Source organism: Thioalkalivibrio sp. ALE31 (genome assembly GCF_000377405.1).
Taxonomy (GTDB): domain Bacteria; phylum Pseudomonadota; class Gammaproteobacteria; order Ectothiorhodospirales; family Ectothiorhodospiraceae; genus Thioalkalivibrio.
This window is the reverse complement of sequence record NZ_KB905031.1, coordinates 1-12694: the sequence shown is the minus strand read 5'-3', so window position 1 is coordinate 12694 and position 12694 is coordinate 1. Positions and strand designations below refer to the sequence as shown.

The 12694-nt window shown below is 68.2% G+C and carries 14 protein-coding genes; 7 read left to right on the top strand and 7 right to left on the bottom strand.

All coding sequences use genetic code 11. The features are described from left to right. Positions 1-24 precede the first annotated feature (24 nt). The 4 genes from D103_RS0112875 to rpoE are packed head-to-tail and all read right to left on the bottom strand — an operon-like array spanning position 25 to position 2670. Positions 25-513, bottom strand: coding sequence for a SoxR reducing system RseC family protein (locus D103_RS0112875; protein WP_018877076.1), 489 nt, complete (start codon positions 511-513; stop codon positions 25-27). An 18-nt stretch (positions 514-531) separates the two neighbouring features. Continuing rightward, the gene (locus tag D103_RS0112870) at positions 532-1506 is read right to left on the bottom strand and encodes a MucB/RseB C-terminal domain-containing protein (RefSeq protein WP_081618414.1); all 975 of its coding nucleotides are present in this window, start codon (positions 1504-1506) and stop codon (positions 532-534) included. Between the two features lie 6 nt (positions 1507-1512). Beyond that, positions 1513-2076, bottom strand: a complete 564-nt coding sequence (locus D103_RS0112865) for a sigma-E factor negative regulatory protein (protein WP_018867219.1) — start codon at positions 2074-2076, stop codon at positions 1513-1515. Between the two features lie 12 nt (positions 2077-2088). After that, on the bottom strand, positions 2089-2670 hold the full coding sequence (rpoE, locus tag D103_RS0112860; RefSeq protein ID WP_018867218.1) for an RNA polymerase sigma factor RpoE: 582 nt from the start codon (positions 2668-2670) through the stop codon (positions 2089-2091). Between the two features lie 144 nt (positions 2671-2814). Between rpoE and nadB the strand changes: the two genes are divergently transcribed. Further along, on the top strand, positions 2815-4455 hold the full coding sequence (nadB, locus tag D103_RS0112855) for an L-aspartate oxidase (RefSeq protein ID WP_019592816.1): 1641 nt from the start codon (positions 2815-2817) through the stop codon (positions 4453-4455). A 206-nt stretch (positions 4456-4661) separates the two neighbouring features. On the opposite strand, the gene D103_RS0112850 is transcribed toward nadB, so the two are convergent. The 3 genes from D103_RS0112850 to D103_RS0112840 are packed head-to-tail and all read right to left on the bottom strand — an operon-like array spanning position 4662 to position 7115. After that, positions 4662-5390 carry a ferredoxin--NADP reductase gene (locus tag D103_RS0112850; RefSeq protein ID WP_018867216.1) on the bottom strand — a complete coding sequence of 243 codons (729 nt, stop codon included), beginning with the start codon at positions 5388-5390 and terminating at the stop codon, positions 4662-4664. Continuing rightward, complete coding sequence (gene mazG, locus D103_RS0112845) at positions 5387-6319, bottom strand: nucleoside triphosphate pyrophosphohydrolase (RefSeq protein ID WP_018877073.1); 933 nt, start codon at positions 6317-6319, stop codon at positions 5387-5389. The genes D103_RS0112850 and mazG overlap by 4 nt, the downstream gene beginning before the upstream one ends. 43 nt (positions 6320-6362) lie before the next feature. After that, on the bottom strand, positions 6363-7115 hold the full coding sequence (locus D103_RS0112840; protein WP_018867214.1) for an MBL fold metallo-hydrolase: 753 nt from the start codon (positions 7113-7115) through the stop codon (positions 6363-6365). A 228-nt stretch (positions 7116-7343) separates the two neighbouring features. On the opposite strand from D103_RS0112840, the gene D103_RS0112835 reads away from it, so the two are divergent. From D103_RS0112835 to lipA, 6 genes are all read left to right on the top strand, one after another. Next, positions 7344-7583: a BolA family protein gene (locus tag D103_RS0112835; protein ID WP_018877072.1), complete on the top strand. Its 240-nt coding sequence runs from the start codon at positions 7344-7346 to the stop codon at positions 7581-7583. 18 nt (positions 7584-7601) lie between these two features. Further along, positions 7602-8006, top strand: a complete 405-nt coding sequence (locus D103_RS0112830; protein ID WP_018877071.1) for a hypothetical protein — start codon at positions 7602-7604, stop codon at positions 8004-8006. Next, a complete protein-coding gene (locus D103_RS0112825) occupies positions 8003-8557 on the top strand; it encodes a hypothetical protein (protein ID WP_018877070.1) in 555 nt (184 codons plus the stop codon). Before D103_RS0112830 ends, D103_RS0112825 begins: the two co-directional genes overlap by 4 nt. An 87-nt stretch (positions 8558-8644) precedes the next feature. Further along, the gene (locus D103_RS0112820; RefSeq protein WP_018877069.1) at positions 8645-9856 is read left to right on the top strand and encodes an HDOD domain-containing protein; all 1212 of its coding nucleotides are present in this window, start codon (positions 8645-8647) and stop codon (positions 9854-9856) included. A 6-nt stretch (positions 9857-9862) separates the two neighbouring features. Continuing rightward, the gene (locus D103_RS0112815) at positions 9863-11068 is read left to right on the top strand and encodes an HDOD domain-containing protein (protein WP_018877068.1); all 1206 of its coding nucleotides are present in this window, start codon (positions 9863-9865) and stop codon (positions 11066-11068) included. A gap of 70 nt (positions 11069-11138) precedes the next feature. Then, positions 11139-12095 (top strand): lipoyl synthase, encoded by a 957-nt coding sequence (lipA, locus tag D103_RS0112810; RefSeq protein WP_018877067.1) that lies wholly within the window; start codon positions 11139-11141, stop codon positions 12093-12095. Positions 12096-12694: the final 599 nt, after the last annotated feature.

Here is a 12694-nt window from a genome sequence, read left to right as displayed (position 1 = left end):
GTTCCCGCGGGCGCACACAGACCCTCAGGGTCGCGGCGTGAGCACGGAGCCGGCGGAGCCATGCACCCCCGAGGCCGGATGACGCTCCAGCAGCACCGGCGCCAGATCCGGCGCCCGACGGCGCAGCCAGACGCGTACCGCATACAGGCCGGCGGCAAAGCCCAGGGCGCCGGCGAGCAGGTGTATTCCCTCGCCCAGCCCGGGCGCGACCAGCATCATCAGGCCGGGCGCCGCCACCAGCCCGGCCAGTGGCAGCAGGTACATTGCAAGGGCCCCTGAGACCAGGGCCTGGTCACGGATCCCCAGGGTCACGGTATCCCCGGGCTGCAGCGTTCCAGGATGCCCGACGGTCACCTCCACCGCCTTGCGGCCGAGAACCTCGGAGAGCACCCCGCTGCCGCAGCCCGAACGGGCCGAACAACTGCCGCAGGTCGACTGGCGCTCAATGCGCACGCGCGCCGCATAGCCCTCCACCGACAGCACAATGCCCCGTTCGCGGATCCATTCACTCATGCTGCGCCCCGCGAGGGATCATTCACCGGAGTGGTACACGATCGCATCCAGCACACCCTGAACCGTGGCCCGCGGGACGTCGCCCACCGCGGTTACCTGGTGCCCGGCAATCGAGCGGGCCGCGCCGTGCGTGGCGCCCGCGCGGGTCGTGCCCTCGAACATTCGCTCGCCACTGGTCTTTTCGATATACACCGAAACCGAGGCAAGGCCGTCGCTCAGCACGAAGTGGCGCAGACGGGCCTCGCCATCCCCGACCGGACGTTCGGTCGCGGCGATCGCGGTAAAACCGTCCGGCAGCGCATCGAAGTGCCAGCCGTCCATGCCCGTCTGTTCGTCCCATTCGGGCTTTTTGTGGCCACGATCGGCCCGCACTTCGACCCGCTCCGCGTCTTCCTGCGTGGGCTCGAGAGCACCCTCGGCGACCTCCTCCAGGCGCTCGAGACTGGTGAACGCGAGACGTTCCAGCAGATGGCCATGCCCGTCGTACAGCTCGCTCAGCAGCGGGAGCGCGGTCTCCGTGTGCAGGCAGTAGCGATGACTGTAGCGCAAGGTATCGCGCGCCCGCGCCAGGATCATGCGGCATTCGAGACCGGCCACCCGGTCCGCGCCCATGTCCTTCAGTTCATAGTAATCATGGCGCTCAAGTAGGAACACCGGCGCACCGGCCGGGCCGTGCGGGGGCTCACCCGCCGCCGCCCGGGCACCCTTCAGGGCACTCAGCCGGTCGACCGAACGCAGGATCTCGCGCGGGGCGCCGGTCAGGGTCTCCAGACGTTCACGGTAGCCACCGTTCTCGGCGGCATGCACCACGCGGATGGCGTCCAGCCGGTCGTCGCGCTGGAGCACGAAGGTCCCCTGGTAACTCTCCGAGTGCAGACTGCCGGTCATACGCTGCAACCAGTCGGCGGGGGATGCCTCCCCCGCCAGGACCGGCAAAGGCAGACAACAAAGCGCGGTAGCGGCAACCAGGGCGTACGCGAGGCTGCGGCGCATCACGCGTTACTCGTCACTCACCGAAAAGCGAACACGACCCAGGGCGGTGGACCCCGGCCCCATCAGTTCCGCATGGTTTTCGAGGTATCGGGCAAAGCGCGGATCCAGGCCTTCCGGCTCGGTGGCCGGCGCCTCGGAACCCGTGGTGCTGACCCGCTGGATACCGTCGGCCAGCTGCGCCGGCGCGCCCTCGCTGGCGACCGGCGTCGCCTCCGGCGCACCCGAGTCGGGGCCGATCATCTGCATCCCGACCAGGGTGACCATCGCGACCGCGGCGGCGACGCCAGTACCGGCCACCGGCTTCAGCCAGCGCGGCTGATCCGGCTTGCGCGCGACCGACAGCGGGGCCTCTTCGGCCAGGGCCGCCTGGACGCCGTCCATGAAGCTCGCGGGTGCGGTGCGACGCATCCCCCCGCGCAGACTGTCGCCGATCAGGTGATAGCGTTCCCAGCGGGCCCGGTCCTCCTCGGACCGCACCAGTTCGTCCATCAGGCGACGCGTCTCGAAGTCATCCGTTTCTCCGTCCACCAGGGCCGACAGACGTTCGTTCTTGGAGACTTGTTCTTTCATGGCGCTACTCGTTCAGTTGTTGTCTAGCAACGGACGCAAGGTCCGGTCGATGGCCTCGCGGGCCCGGAAGATGCGCGAGCGGACCGTGCCGATCGGGCATCCCATCGTCTGCGCGATCTCCTCGTAACTCAGTCCCTCGATCTCGCGCAGCGTGATGGCCATCCGAAGGTCGTCGGGCAATTCCTCGATGGTGCTACGCACCGCCCCTTCAATCTCTTCGGACAACAGCTCCCCCTCCGGGGTTGCACTGTCCTTCAGGGCGGAGTCGCCGCCCATCTGTTCCGCGTCCTGCGCATCGACCTCGGCCTCGGGCCGACGCCGTCCCTGGGAGACAAGGTGGTTCTTGGCCGTGTTGATGGCGATGCGGTAGAGCCACGTATAGAACGCACTCTCGCCGCGAAAGTTCGCCAGCCCCTTGTAGGCCTTGATAAAGGCCTCCTGGGACACATCCAGGGCCGCCGCGTGGTCATGGACATAGCGCCCGACCAGGTTGACGATCTTGTGCTGATACTTCAGCACCAGGATGTCGAAAGCCGCCTTGTCGCCGTTCTGAACTCGCTTGACCAGGGCCTCGTCGGAAGCCTTCTCGCTCATGCGGGGACTCCCGCCAGCACACCGGTCTCCGGTAATCTATGGTGCATGGACCGCCTGACTCGCATTAAGTTCGCTTTGCGCACAACACTGTTGCGCAAGGGCCACATTTTGCTCTGGCAACAAGCGCAGCACGTTACCTGACCCATGGGGACAGTACAACAACCGCGCCTGGCGGACGTCCTCGTGATCGGAAGCGGCGCGGCGGGGCTCTCCGCGGCCCTGCATCTGGCCCCGCATCGACGCGTCACCGTGATCAGCAAGGGTCCGGTCGACGAGGGTTCCACCCGCTATGCCCAGGGCGGCATCTCCGCAGTACTCGACCGCACCGACTCCTTTGACGCCCATATCCAGGACACCCTGGACGCCGGTGCCGGCCTGTGCGACCCGGACGCCGTGCGCCGCACCGTGGCGGCGGGCCCCGAGGCCATCCACTGGCTGCTCAACCTGGGCGTGCCGTTCACCCGGGAACCCCTGGAAGGCCGCAGCCGCCTGCACCTCACCCGCGAGGGCGGGCACAGCGCGCGCCGCGTGGCGCATGCCGCCGATGCCACCGGCCGCGCGATCGAGGAGGCACTGGTGCGCAACGCCTCGGGCCAGGGCAGCATCGAGGTCTTCGAACGCCATGTGGCGGTGGACCTGATCACCCAGCCGGTGGATGGCAGCCGCCGCGTGATCGGCGCCTACGTGCAGGACGCGAAGACCCGCGAGGTGGAGACCCTGCTGGCGCCGACCGTGATCCTGGCCACCGGCGGGGCCAGCAAGGTCTATCTGTACAGCTCCAACCCGGACGGCGCGACCGGCGACGGCATCGCCATGGCCTGGCGCGCCGGCTGTCGCATCGCGAACATGGAGTTCATGCAGTTCCACCCGACCTGCCTGTTCCACCCGAAGGCGAAGTCGTTCCTGATCTCCGAGGCGGTGCGCGGCGAGGGCGGGGTGCTGCTCCTGCCCGACGGCGAGCGCTTCATGCCGCGCTTCGACGAGCGCGCGGAACTGGCCCCGCGGGATATCGTCGCCCGCGCGGTCGATCACGAGATGAAACGCCTCGGCATCGACCACGTGAACCTCGACATCAGCCACAAGCCGGCCGAGTTCATTCGCGAGCATTTCCCCACGATCTACGAGCGCTGCCTGGAATTCGGCTTCGACATGACCCGGGAATCGCTGCCGGTTGTCCCGGCTGCCCACTACACCTGTGGCGGCGTGATGGTGAACCACTTCGGTCAGACCGACCTGCCCGGGCTGTACGCCGCCGGCGAGGTGTCCTACACGGGGCTGCACGGGGCCAACCGCATGGCCAGCAACTCGCTGCTGGAGTGCCTGGTCTACGCCCGTGCCGCGGCCGATCACATCCTGTCGCAGACCGATCTGCCCGCCCCCGAGCAGCTCCCGGTCCCACCGGCCTGGGACGAGTCCCGGGTCACCGAGTCACAGGAAGAGGTGGTGGTGGCCCACGACTGGGACGAACTGCGCCGCCTGATGTGGGACTACGTGGGCATCGTGCGCGCCCGCGAACGGCTGCACCGCGCCGAGCGGCGCATCCGCATCCTGCAGGAGGAGATCCACGAGTACTACAGCCACTTCCGCATCTCCCCGGACCTGCTGGAGCTGCGCAACCTGGCCATGGTCGCCGAGATCATCGTGAAGAGCGCGCTGTCGCGCCAGGAGAGCCGCGGCCTGCACTATATCCGCGACTACCCCGACACCGATCCGGCACTGGACGGACAGCCCACGATCCTCGCCCCCGACAACGCCCTGCGCCCGCGCGACACCCGCCGCCCGTAAGCCACCCCGTCATTGCGAGGCGCCACAGGCGACGTGGCAATCGATGTGCTCAGCCACCTGATCCCGGCGCACTGCCAGCGTTGGGAGATTACTCGCTCCGCTCGCCCTTCGGGCCGGCCTGCGGCCGTTCAACGCAGCTTCGCTGCTTTTGTGCTTCGTCGCCTGCGGCGACTCGCAATGACCAATTCAGACCGCCGCCTGGCTCACTACCACCACTTCTCGTATTTCAGCTGGGCCTCGGGGATGCCCCATTCCGCCAGCAGGGTGGCCATGTCCTCGATGAACTCGCGCGACCCGCAGAAATAGAACAGCGCATCGCGCGGCAGGTCCAGCGACTCCAGCAACGCATGACTGATGCGGCCGGTATGCCCCAGCCAGTCCTCCGCCTCGCGCGTGACCGTCAGGCTGACGTCGATGTTCGGTGCCGCGGCCATTGCCTCCAGCTCCTGCGGGAACAGCACCTCGTCCTGGTGGGCCACGCTGTAGACCAGGTGGGCATAGACGTCCGGCATCCCGGCATGGATCGCGCGCAGGATGCCGAACAGGGGCGTGACCCCGATGCCCGCCCCCAGCAGCACCACGTTCTGCGCCATGCCGGGCTCGAAGAAGAAGCTGCCCTGCCCCGGCGTGATGTACACCGTGTCGCCCTCGCCGGCCTCCGTGTGCAGGTAATGGGTCGCCGCATGATGATCCGCGTACTTGATGGCCAGCTGCAGTCGCCCGTCCGCGCGCGGCGCGGAAACCACCGAGTACCCCCCGACGAAGGGCTTGCCCTCCGCCTGCGGGATCACCAGGTCCAGCCACTGGCCGGCCTTGCTGGAAAACCGCTGCGGGTCCGCCGCCAGGGTGAATACCTTGATCAGCGGGGTAACCTGCTCGATGGTCTCGATCCGGGCGGGCAGAAAGTGGTCGGGCAGCTCAACGGCTTCGGTCATGTCGGGTCCTTGGTATCGAATGTGTCCCGGGTCGCGCGTTCAAGACGCCGCGCCTCCTGGTAAAGGGTCTCCTGGCGGTCGAAATCGAGCCCGGCCAGGGTCTCGCCGCTGGCCGCGGCCAGCGCCTCCATCTGGCGGAAACGGGCCTCGAACTTGCGCGTGCTGCCGCGCAGCGCGCCCTCCGGGTCCACCCCCAGATGCCGCGCCCAGTTGCTGACCGCGAACAACACGTCGCCGACCTCCTCGGCGATGCGCGCCGGCGGCTCGCCCTGGTCCACCGCCACCTGCACCTCGGCCAGCTCCTCGTGAATCTTGGCGACCACCGGGGCCGGGTCGTCCCAGTCGAAACCCAGGCGCGCGGCGCGGCGCTGACTCTTCACCGCGCGCGACAGGGCCGGCAACGCCAGCGGGATATCGTCCATCGCGCTGGTCTGGGCGCGCGCCGCACGCTCGCGCGCCTTGTCCGCCTCCCAGGCGGCCTCGCGCTCGGCATCCGAGCCGTGCTCGACATCGGCGAACACGTGCGGATGCCGGCGCACCAGCTTGTCGCCAATCGCGCGGGCGACATCATCCAGATCGAAGCGACCGGCCTCCTCGGCGATACGCGCCTGGAAGACCACCTGGAACAGCAGATCCCCCAGCTCGTCACGCAGCTCCCGGGTGTCCGCATGCGCGCCCTGGTCGCGGGCGATCACGTCGGCCAGCTCATAGGCCTCTTCCAGGGTGAACGGGACGATACTGCCCGCAGTCTGCGCCCGGTCCCAGGCACAACCGGCCTCGGGATCGCGCAACCGCGCCATGATCGCGCGCAGACGTTCCAGCGGGTTCGGCGACGCGAGCGAGCCCGGCGCGTCAGCGGGAGTGTGGTCGGTCATCGCGGGAGTGTACGGGGTCCGGCAGGCGGTAAAAACCGCCCACCGGATGAACATTCGGAACCGGTGGCTCCTGGCGGGGCCACCGGAAGGGATCGGACTAACCCTGCTGATCGGTCTCGCAGAGGCGCTTCTTCTCGTCCGGCAGGTTATCCGGACAGATGCCGCAGCCCTCGTTGCCGGGCAGCGCCCAGTCGATCTTCTTCGGATACGGCAGGTCCATCTCGTCCATGATCTTCACGAACTCGGCCTCCGGCTTGCCCTTGCCCAGGCGCGGGTTGCGCATCTTCTCCTGACCAATGGTGGTGATCTGGCGCTCCTCGTAGTCGTGCGCGGGGTACACCAGGGTCTCGTCCGGCAGGGTGAAGAACTTGTCCTGGATCGAGTGGTACAGGGTCTTGGCATCCCCCGACTGAAAGTCCGTGCGGCCGCAGGCTTCGATCAGCAGGGCATCACCGGAGAACAGCATCTTCAGGCCGACGTGATCCATCAGATAGGCATGGTGCGCATCCGTGTGACCCGGGGTGTACAGCGGGTTGATCACCAGGTTGCCCACCTGGAAGGGCTCACCCTCGCGCAGGCCGAAATCCCGGCAGGGCAGTTCGTCCATCGCCGGACCGCCCAGCTTGCAGCCGGTCTTCTCGCGCAGCATCCGCGCACCGGTGATGTGATCGGCATGGATATGGGTCTCGATCACGTAGTCGAGACTCAGGCCCATCTCCTGCAGCACGCGCAGATCGCGGTCGACGGTCTCGATGACCGGGTCGATCAGGGCCGTCTTCCCGGTATCCGGGCAGCTGAGCAGATAGGTATAGGTGGACGACTCGTCCTCGAACAGTTGCTTGAAGATCATGGTCTTTGCCTCCGTGGCCCGGCGGGCCGGTCGATGATGGCCTGATGCTAGCGAGCCGGTTCGGGTCGGACCAAACCACCCCGACTTTCCATGCAGGTGTTCCGATGGGAACCCCACTCCGGGTTGGAGTTCCCCGTGTGGGGGCACTTCATGTCGGGCCAGACGCCCGGCTATCATCCGCGGCTGACATTCGCACTCATCACACGCACGCACGCAAGGGGACTCATCATGGAAGCCAGCCAAGTGGCCGAACTCATCCGCGCCGGCCTGCCGAAGGCCCAGAAGGTCGAGGTCACCGGGGGCGAGGGCAAATTCGAGGCCCTGGTCGTCAGCCCGCAGTTCGCCGGCATGAACGCGGTCAAGAAGCACCAGACCGTCTACGCCACCGTGCGCGATCAGATCGACTCCGGCGAGGTGCACGCGCTGTCCATCCGCGCCTTCACGCCAGAGGACGCACCGGACGCCTGAGGCGTACCGCATCCGCCCATGCTGTCACCCAAGGGCCGCGAGGAGATCGAGCGCCTGCTGGAAGGCGGACTGGTCCAGGACTGGGGCGAGGCGGAGACCACGCTGCGCAACGTCACGCGCATGCTGCTGACCACCCGCCCCGACCTGCTGCGCCTGTACTTCACCCCCGAGGCCTGGGAGCAGATCACCACCTGGCCACAGAAGAAGGCCGCCAACGCGATCATCGCGGCCCTGCGCACCGGGGTAGTCGACACCCTGGGACGCCCGGCCATTGTCAACCGCGAACAGGCCCGGTTCTACCTGCTGTGCTTTCAGGATGACCTCGCCGAGCGCGTCGACGCCTGGTGCCGCGAGCATCCCGAGGAGTGCCCCCGGCGCAGCCGCAAGCACAGCAGCGCCCTGCCCGGTCGGCCAGACGCATGAGCCCCTCCGCGATCCAGACCTGCGGCGACCCCGGCCTGCGGGAGGCCCTCGCGGACCTGCTGGCGCGCTACGGCCTGCGTCTGGTGACACACCCGGCCCGGGCCCCGCTGCCCGGCACCTGGTGGGGCGAACCCGAGGCCGGGATTATCGGCCTGGAGGTCCACGTGCGCCCCGACACCCCGATCCACTCGGCCCTGCACGAGGCCGGACACGTGATCTGCATGGACGCCACGCGGCGTGCCACCCTGCACACCAATGCCGGCGGCGACGACCTCGAGGAATGCGGTGTCTGCTACCTGCAGATCCTGCTGGCCGACGAGCTGCCCGGCGTCGGCCGCGAGCGGCTGATGCGGGACATGGACACCTGGGGCTACAGCTTCCGCCTGGGCAGCACCGCCGCATGGTTTTGCGAGGATGCCGCCGACGCGCGCCGCTTCCTGCAATCCCACGACCTGATCGACCACGACGACCGGCCGCGCTTCGCCTGCCGCGGGGCCGCGGCGGCGGTTCCTGTGGCGGGATCGGATGCTACACTGGCGTCCATTGACTAGATCGCGCACGCGCGCCCGCCCCGCTGCCCTTCCTGCGGCGTCGCGACGCGGGAATGGATTGGCACAGCACGGACCGGGAACCGCCCCATGGATAGCACCAGCATCGACACCCTGCTTCAGGACCTGGACCTCACCTCCGGCCTGTCGGACCAGGCCCGCAGCGAACTCGCCTCGGCCTGCCTGGCACGGGAGCTGGACGCCGGTCGGCGCCTGCGCCCGCAGGAGGTCGAGGACCGCTACCTGTTCCTGGTAAGCGGCCAGCTGGTCCGCGTCAGCGGCGGCAGCCCGGCGCGTATCACCCTGGATGCGGCCGACCCCGACAGCCCGCTGCAGATGTTCGACCAGAACATCGGCCAGCAGGACTTCCTGATCACCGAGAAGACCTGCCAGATGCTGGAGATCCCGACCGCGGCCCTCGAAAAGGCCCACAGCGCTTCGCTGGTCGTGCATGACACCGACCTGGACGATACCGAAGGTGCTTTCTTCGGCGAGCTCTACGACCTGATCACCAGCAACCGGCTGGAGTTGCCGACCATGCCGGAGATCGCGCTGCGTATTCAGGAACTGACCAACGACCCGGACGCCGACCTCGACAAGCTGACCGAGGTCATCCAGCGTGACGGCACCATCGCCGGGGCGTTGCTGCACGCGACCAACAGCCCGCTGTTCCGCGCCGCCAAACAGATCCAGTCCGTGCGGGACGCGGTCAATCGCCTCGGTTTTCGCAACACCCGCATGCTGGCGATGAACATGGCGCTGCGCCAGGCGTTCAAGGCCAAGCACGCTTCCACCCGCGACGCCATGGAAGCCAGCTGGAAGCATGGCGCCCTGCAATCCGCCTACAGCTACCTGATCGCGGATTCGCTCCAGCTGCTGGACCGCGAACGCGCCCTGCTGGCCGGGCTGGTCGCCGGGATCGGCGCGGTCCCGATCATCCAGTTCGTGGAGCTGCGCGAGGACCACCCCGACACCGAGCGCGTGCAGTCGCTGGTCCGGCGCCTGCGCAACCTCGCCGGTGTCCTGGTGATCAACTACTGGGACCTCGGGGGCGACCTGGTCACGGTCGCGGAGCATGCCGGGGACTGGGGCTATCGCGCCGGCGAACCGGATTACGCCAGCATCGCGCTGGTCGCGGAATGGGCCGCCCGACGCGCCGAGGGCGAAACCGTGCCCGATGCGGCCGAGGTCGCCGCCTTCGGCGTCCTCGGGATCGAGCCGCCGGCGCCGGGGGAACCGATCGCGTTCCTCGAGGAACGCGCCGAGGACCTGGCCGAACTCCGCGCGATGTTCAACGTCTGAACCCCCGTGATCGAAAAACGCCTTCCACAGCTGCGCCCGTTCGCCGAACTGAGCGAGCGCGCCCGCGACAAGCTGTTGCAGCATGCCCGCACCATGACGGTGGATCCGGGGTTCAAGCTGCATGCGCGCGACGAATTCCGCAGCATGATCTTCCTGCTGGAGGGGCGGATGATCCTGGCCAGCGGGCGCAACTCGGTCATGCTCAACGGGGACTCCAGCGAGGCCCTCAACCCGCTGTTCGAACCCCACGACTATCACAGCCATGCGATCGCCGCGACCCGCGCCACCCTGGCGATGCTGGACCGCAAGGTCTACGAGACCCTGGTCGACGGCGGCGGGCAGGACAGCGTCGAGGTCAGCGAGATCGAGCTGTCCGACCTCGAGGGCGAGCTGTTCGGCAGCATCTACACGCATGCCTACTCGGGCGAGCTGGCCCTGCCCCAGCTCCCCGAGGTGGCGCTGCACCTGCAGCAGGCCCTGAAAGATCCGGACGTCTCCATTGCCGAGGCCACCCGCATCATCGAGGAAGATCCGAGCGTGGCGGGGCGCCTGTTGAGCGTGGCCAACAGCCCGGCCATGGGCAGCCGCCGCGAGGTGTCACGCCTGCAGGATGCCGTGGCCCGGCTGGGGCTCGAACGCACCCGCCAACTGGTGATGGCCCTGGCCATGCACCAGGTCTTCATCCATCGCGACAGCCCCTACCACGACCTCCTCGAACGTCTGTGGCGCCGCTCCGCGCGCATCGCGGCCATCAGCTGCGTGCTCGCCGACCAGTGCGAGGCAGTCGATCCGCAGACCGCCCTGCTGGCTGGACTGCTGCACCGGGTGGGCGCCCTGCCGGTGATCGCCGAGGTCGCCCGCACCCACCCGGAGCGCACGCCGGAAGAGGTCGAACGGGTGTTGTTTCGTCTCGAAGGCCTGATCGGCGAACTGGTTGCCCAGCAATGGGATCTGTCATCCGATATCATTGACGCCATTCGCGATTCCGGCGGCCCGGAGAACCCCGAGGCCCCTGTCCTGACGGACATCGTGCGGATCGCACGCGCCGCGTGCCCGCGAGATGCCGAGGACGACCCGCTTGCCGACCGCATCCCGCTCGCCGATCTGCGGGCCGTGGAACGGCTCGGCTTCATCCTCGACGAGGATGGCAGCCTGCCCGCGATCGAGACCGCGCGGCAGGAGGTCGAGGAACTGATTCGTCAGGTTGCCTGACCCGGTACCGCCCAGTCGCCCCACGTCGGCCGCCCACACACCGGCCGCCCGAGAGATTCAGGGAAGGTCCATGGACACACGCACCCGCCCCCAGCCCGGAGAAAAACAGCGCGCCGCCGACAAAGTCGCGCGCATCCCGGTCAAGATCAATCCCACCGAGCGCCCGCAGCGCAAGCCCAAGTGGATTCGTGCCCAGAGTCAGGCCCGCCCCGAGGTGCAGCGCATCAAGGGCATCCTGCGCGAACAGAAGCTGCACACCGTCTGCGAAGAGGCCAGTTGCCCCAACCTGGGCGAATGCTTCGCCCACGGCACCGCCACCTTCATGATCATGGGCGACATCTGCACCCGTCGCTGCCCGTTCTGCGATGTGGCCCACGGCCGCCCGGAGGCACTGGATGCCGACGAGCCGCGCCATCTGGCCGAGACCATCCAGGCGCTGGGCCTCAACTACGTGGTCATCACCTCGGTGGACCGCGACGACCTGCGCGACGGCGGGGCCGGGCACTTCGTGGACTGCATCCGCGAGGTGCGCAGCCTGAACCCGAACACCCGGATCGAGATCCTGGTGCCGGACTTCCGCGGGCGCATGGACCGCGCGCTGGAGATCATGCACCAGGCCCCTCCGGACGTCTTCAACCACAACCTGGAGACCGTTCCGCGCCTGTATCGCGAGGCGCGCCCCGGCGCCGACTATGCCTGGTCGCTGGACCTGCTCCGGCAGTTCCGCGAACAGCACCCCGGCGTGCCGACCAAGTCCGGCCTCATGCTGGGGCTGGGCGAGACCCGCGAGGAGTTGCTGGAGGTCCTGCAGGACCTGCGCGAGCATGGCTGCGACATGCTGACCCTCGGCCAGTACCTGCAGCCGTCGCGCCACCATCTGCCGGTGACGCGCTTCCTGTCGCCGGAGGAGTTCGACGAGCTGGGCGAACGTGCCCGCGAGATGGGCTTCAAGCAGGTGGCCAGCGGCCCGATGGTCCGCTCGTCCTACCACGCCGACCTCCAGGCCCAGGGCCTCGAAACCGCCTGACCCGCCCTGCCGTTCCAGCCTCTGGGCCATCATCCCGTGCCCCGAGGCTGGCGCTGGCGCTTCGAGCCCCGGTGATTGCGATGGCTTCGTCCGGCCGCCTGCCATGATGTGGCTGGGCCTGGTTCGTCCTCCGGTGTTTACGTGCCTTCGGTCCACGTACTGCCGAGCGCTGACTCGCCAGCGCGCCGCGAGGTCCTTTCTTGCTTGCCCAAGAAAGGACCCAAAGAAGGGCACCCGGATTTCGCCCGGGAACCTTGCTCCAGGGCCCTCGGGCCGGCGGCGCTGAACTCGCTACGCTGCGCTTCGCTCAGACATCCAGCGCCTTCTTCCGGCCCGAGGACCCTTCCGCAAGGGGCTCCATACGGGAGGGGAAGGTCAAAACAGAAGGCATCCCAACGCCACGACACGACAACGGCCCTGCCGCCTGAACCCCCCGGCGCCCGCACCGCGGGCGCGGCACGCTATGGCCGAAGGCCGAGCGTGCCCAAGATGTGCGAAGACCTAGCCTTCATCCACTGGCAAGACCGTCGGGACAGCCGTTGTCTTGACCTTGAGCCCCCCGTTGTCGTCGCGCCGAGCGGAGAGGGTTTTCGCGGGAG

Excerpts from the sequence above, each read along its gene's own strand:
- D103_RS0112835 (WP_018877072.1), top strand. The coding sequence starts at position 7,344 with ATGGAAGCCAGCCAAGTGGCCGAACTCATCCGCGCCGGCCTGCCGAAG.
- D103_RS0112865 (WP_018867219.1), bottom strand. The coding sequence starts at position 2,076 with ATGAAAGAACAAGTCTCCAAGAACGAACGTCTGTCGGCCCTGGTGGAC.
- D103_RS0112840 (WP_018867214.1), bottom strand. The coding sequence starts at position 7,115 with ATGATCTTCAAGCAACTGTTCGAGGACGAGTCGTCCACCTATACCTAT.
- D103_RS0112820 (WP_018877069.1), top strand. The coding sequence starts at position 8,645 with ATGGATAGCACCAGCATCGACACCCTGCTTCAGGACCTGGACCTCACC.
- D103_RS0112870 (WP_081618414.1), bottom strand. The coding sequence starts at position 1,506 with ATGCGCCGCAGCCTCGCGTACGCCCTGGTTGCCGCTACCGCGCTTTGT.
- mazG (WP_018877073.1), bottom strand. The coding sequence starts at position 6,319 with ATGTTCATCCGGTGGGCGGTTTTTACCGCCTGCCGGACCCCGTACACT.
- rpoE (WP_018867218.1), bottom strand. The coding sequence starts at position 2,670 with ATGAGCGAGAAGGCTTCCGACGAGGCCCTGGTCAAGCGAGTTCAGAAC.
- D103_RS0112825 (WP_018877070.1), top strand. The coding sequence starts at position 8,003 with ATGAGCCCCTCCGCGATCCAGACCTGCGGCGACCCCGGCCTGCGGGAG.
- D103_RS0112875 (WP_018877076.1), bottom strand. The coding sequence starts at position 513 with ATGAGTGAATGGATCCGCGAACGGGGCATTGTGCTGTCGGTGGAGGGC.
- lipA (WP_018877067.1), top strand. The coding sequence starts at position 11,139 with ATGGACACACGCACCCGCCCCCAGCCCGGAGAAAAACAGCGCGCCGCC.
- nadB (WP_019592816.1), top strand. The coding sequence starts at position 2,815 with ATGGGGACAGTACAACAACCGCGCCTGGCGGACGTCCTCGTGATCGGA.
- D103_RS0112850 (WP_018867216.1), bottom strand. The coding sequence starts at position 5,390 with ATGACCGAAGCCGTTGAGCTGCCCGACCACTTTCTGCCCGCCCGGATC.
- D103_RS0112830 (WP_018877071.1), top strand. The coding sequence starts at position 7,602 with ATGCTGTCACCCAAGGGCCGCGAGGAGATCGAGCGCCTGCTGGAAGGC.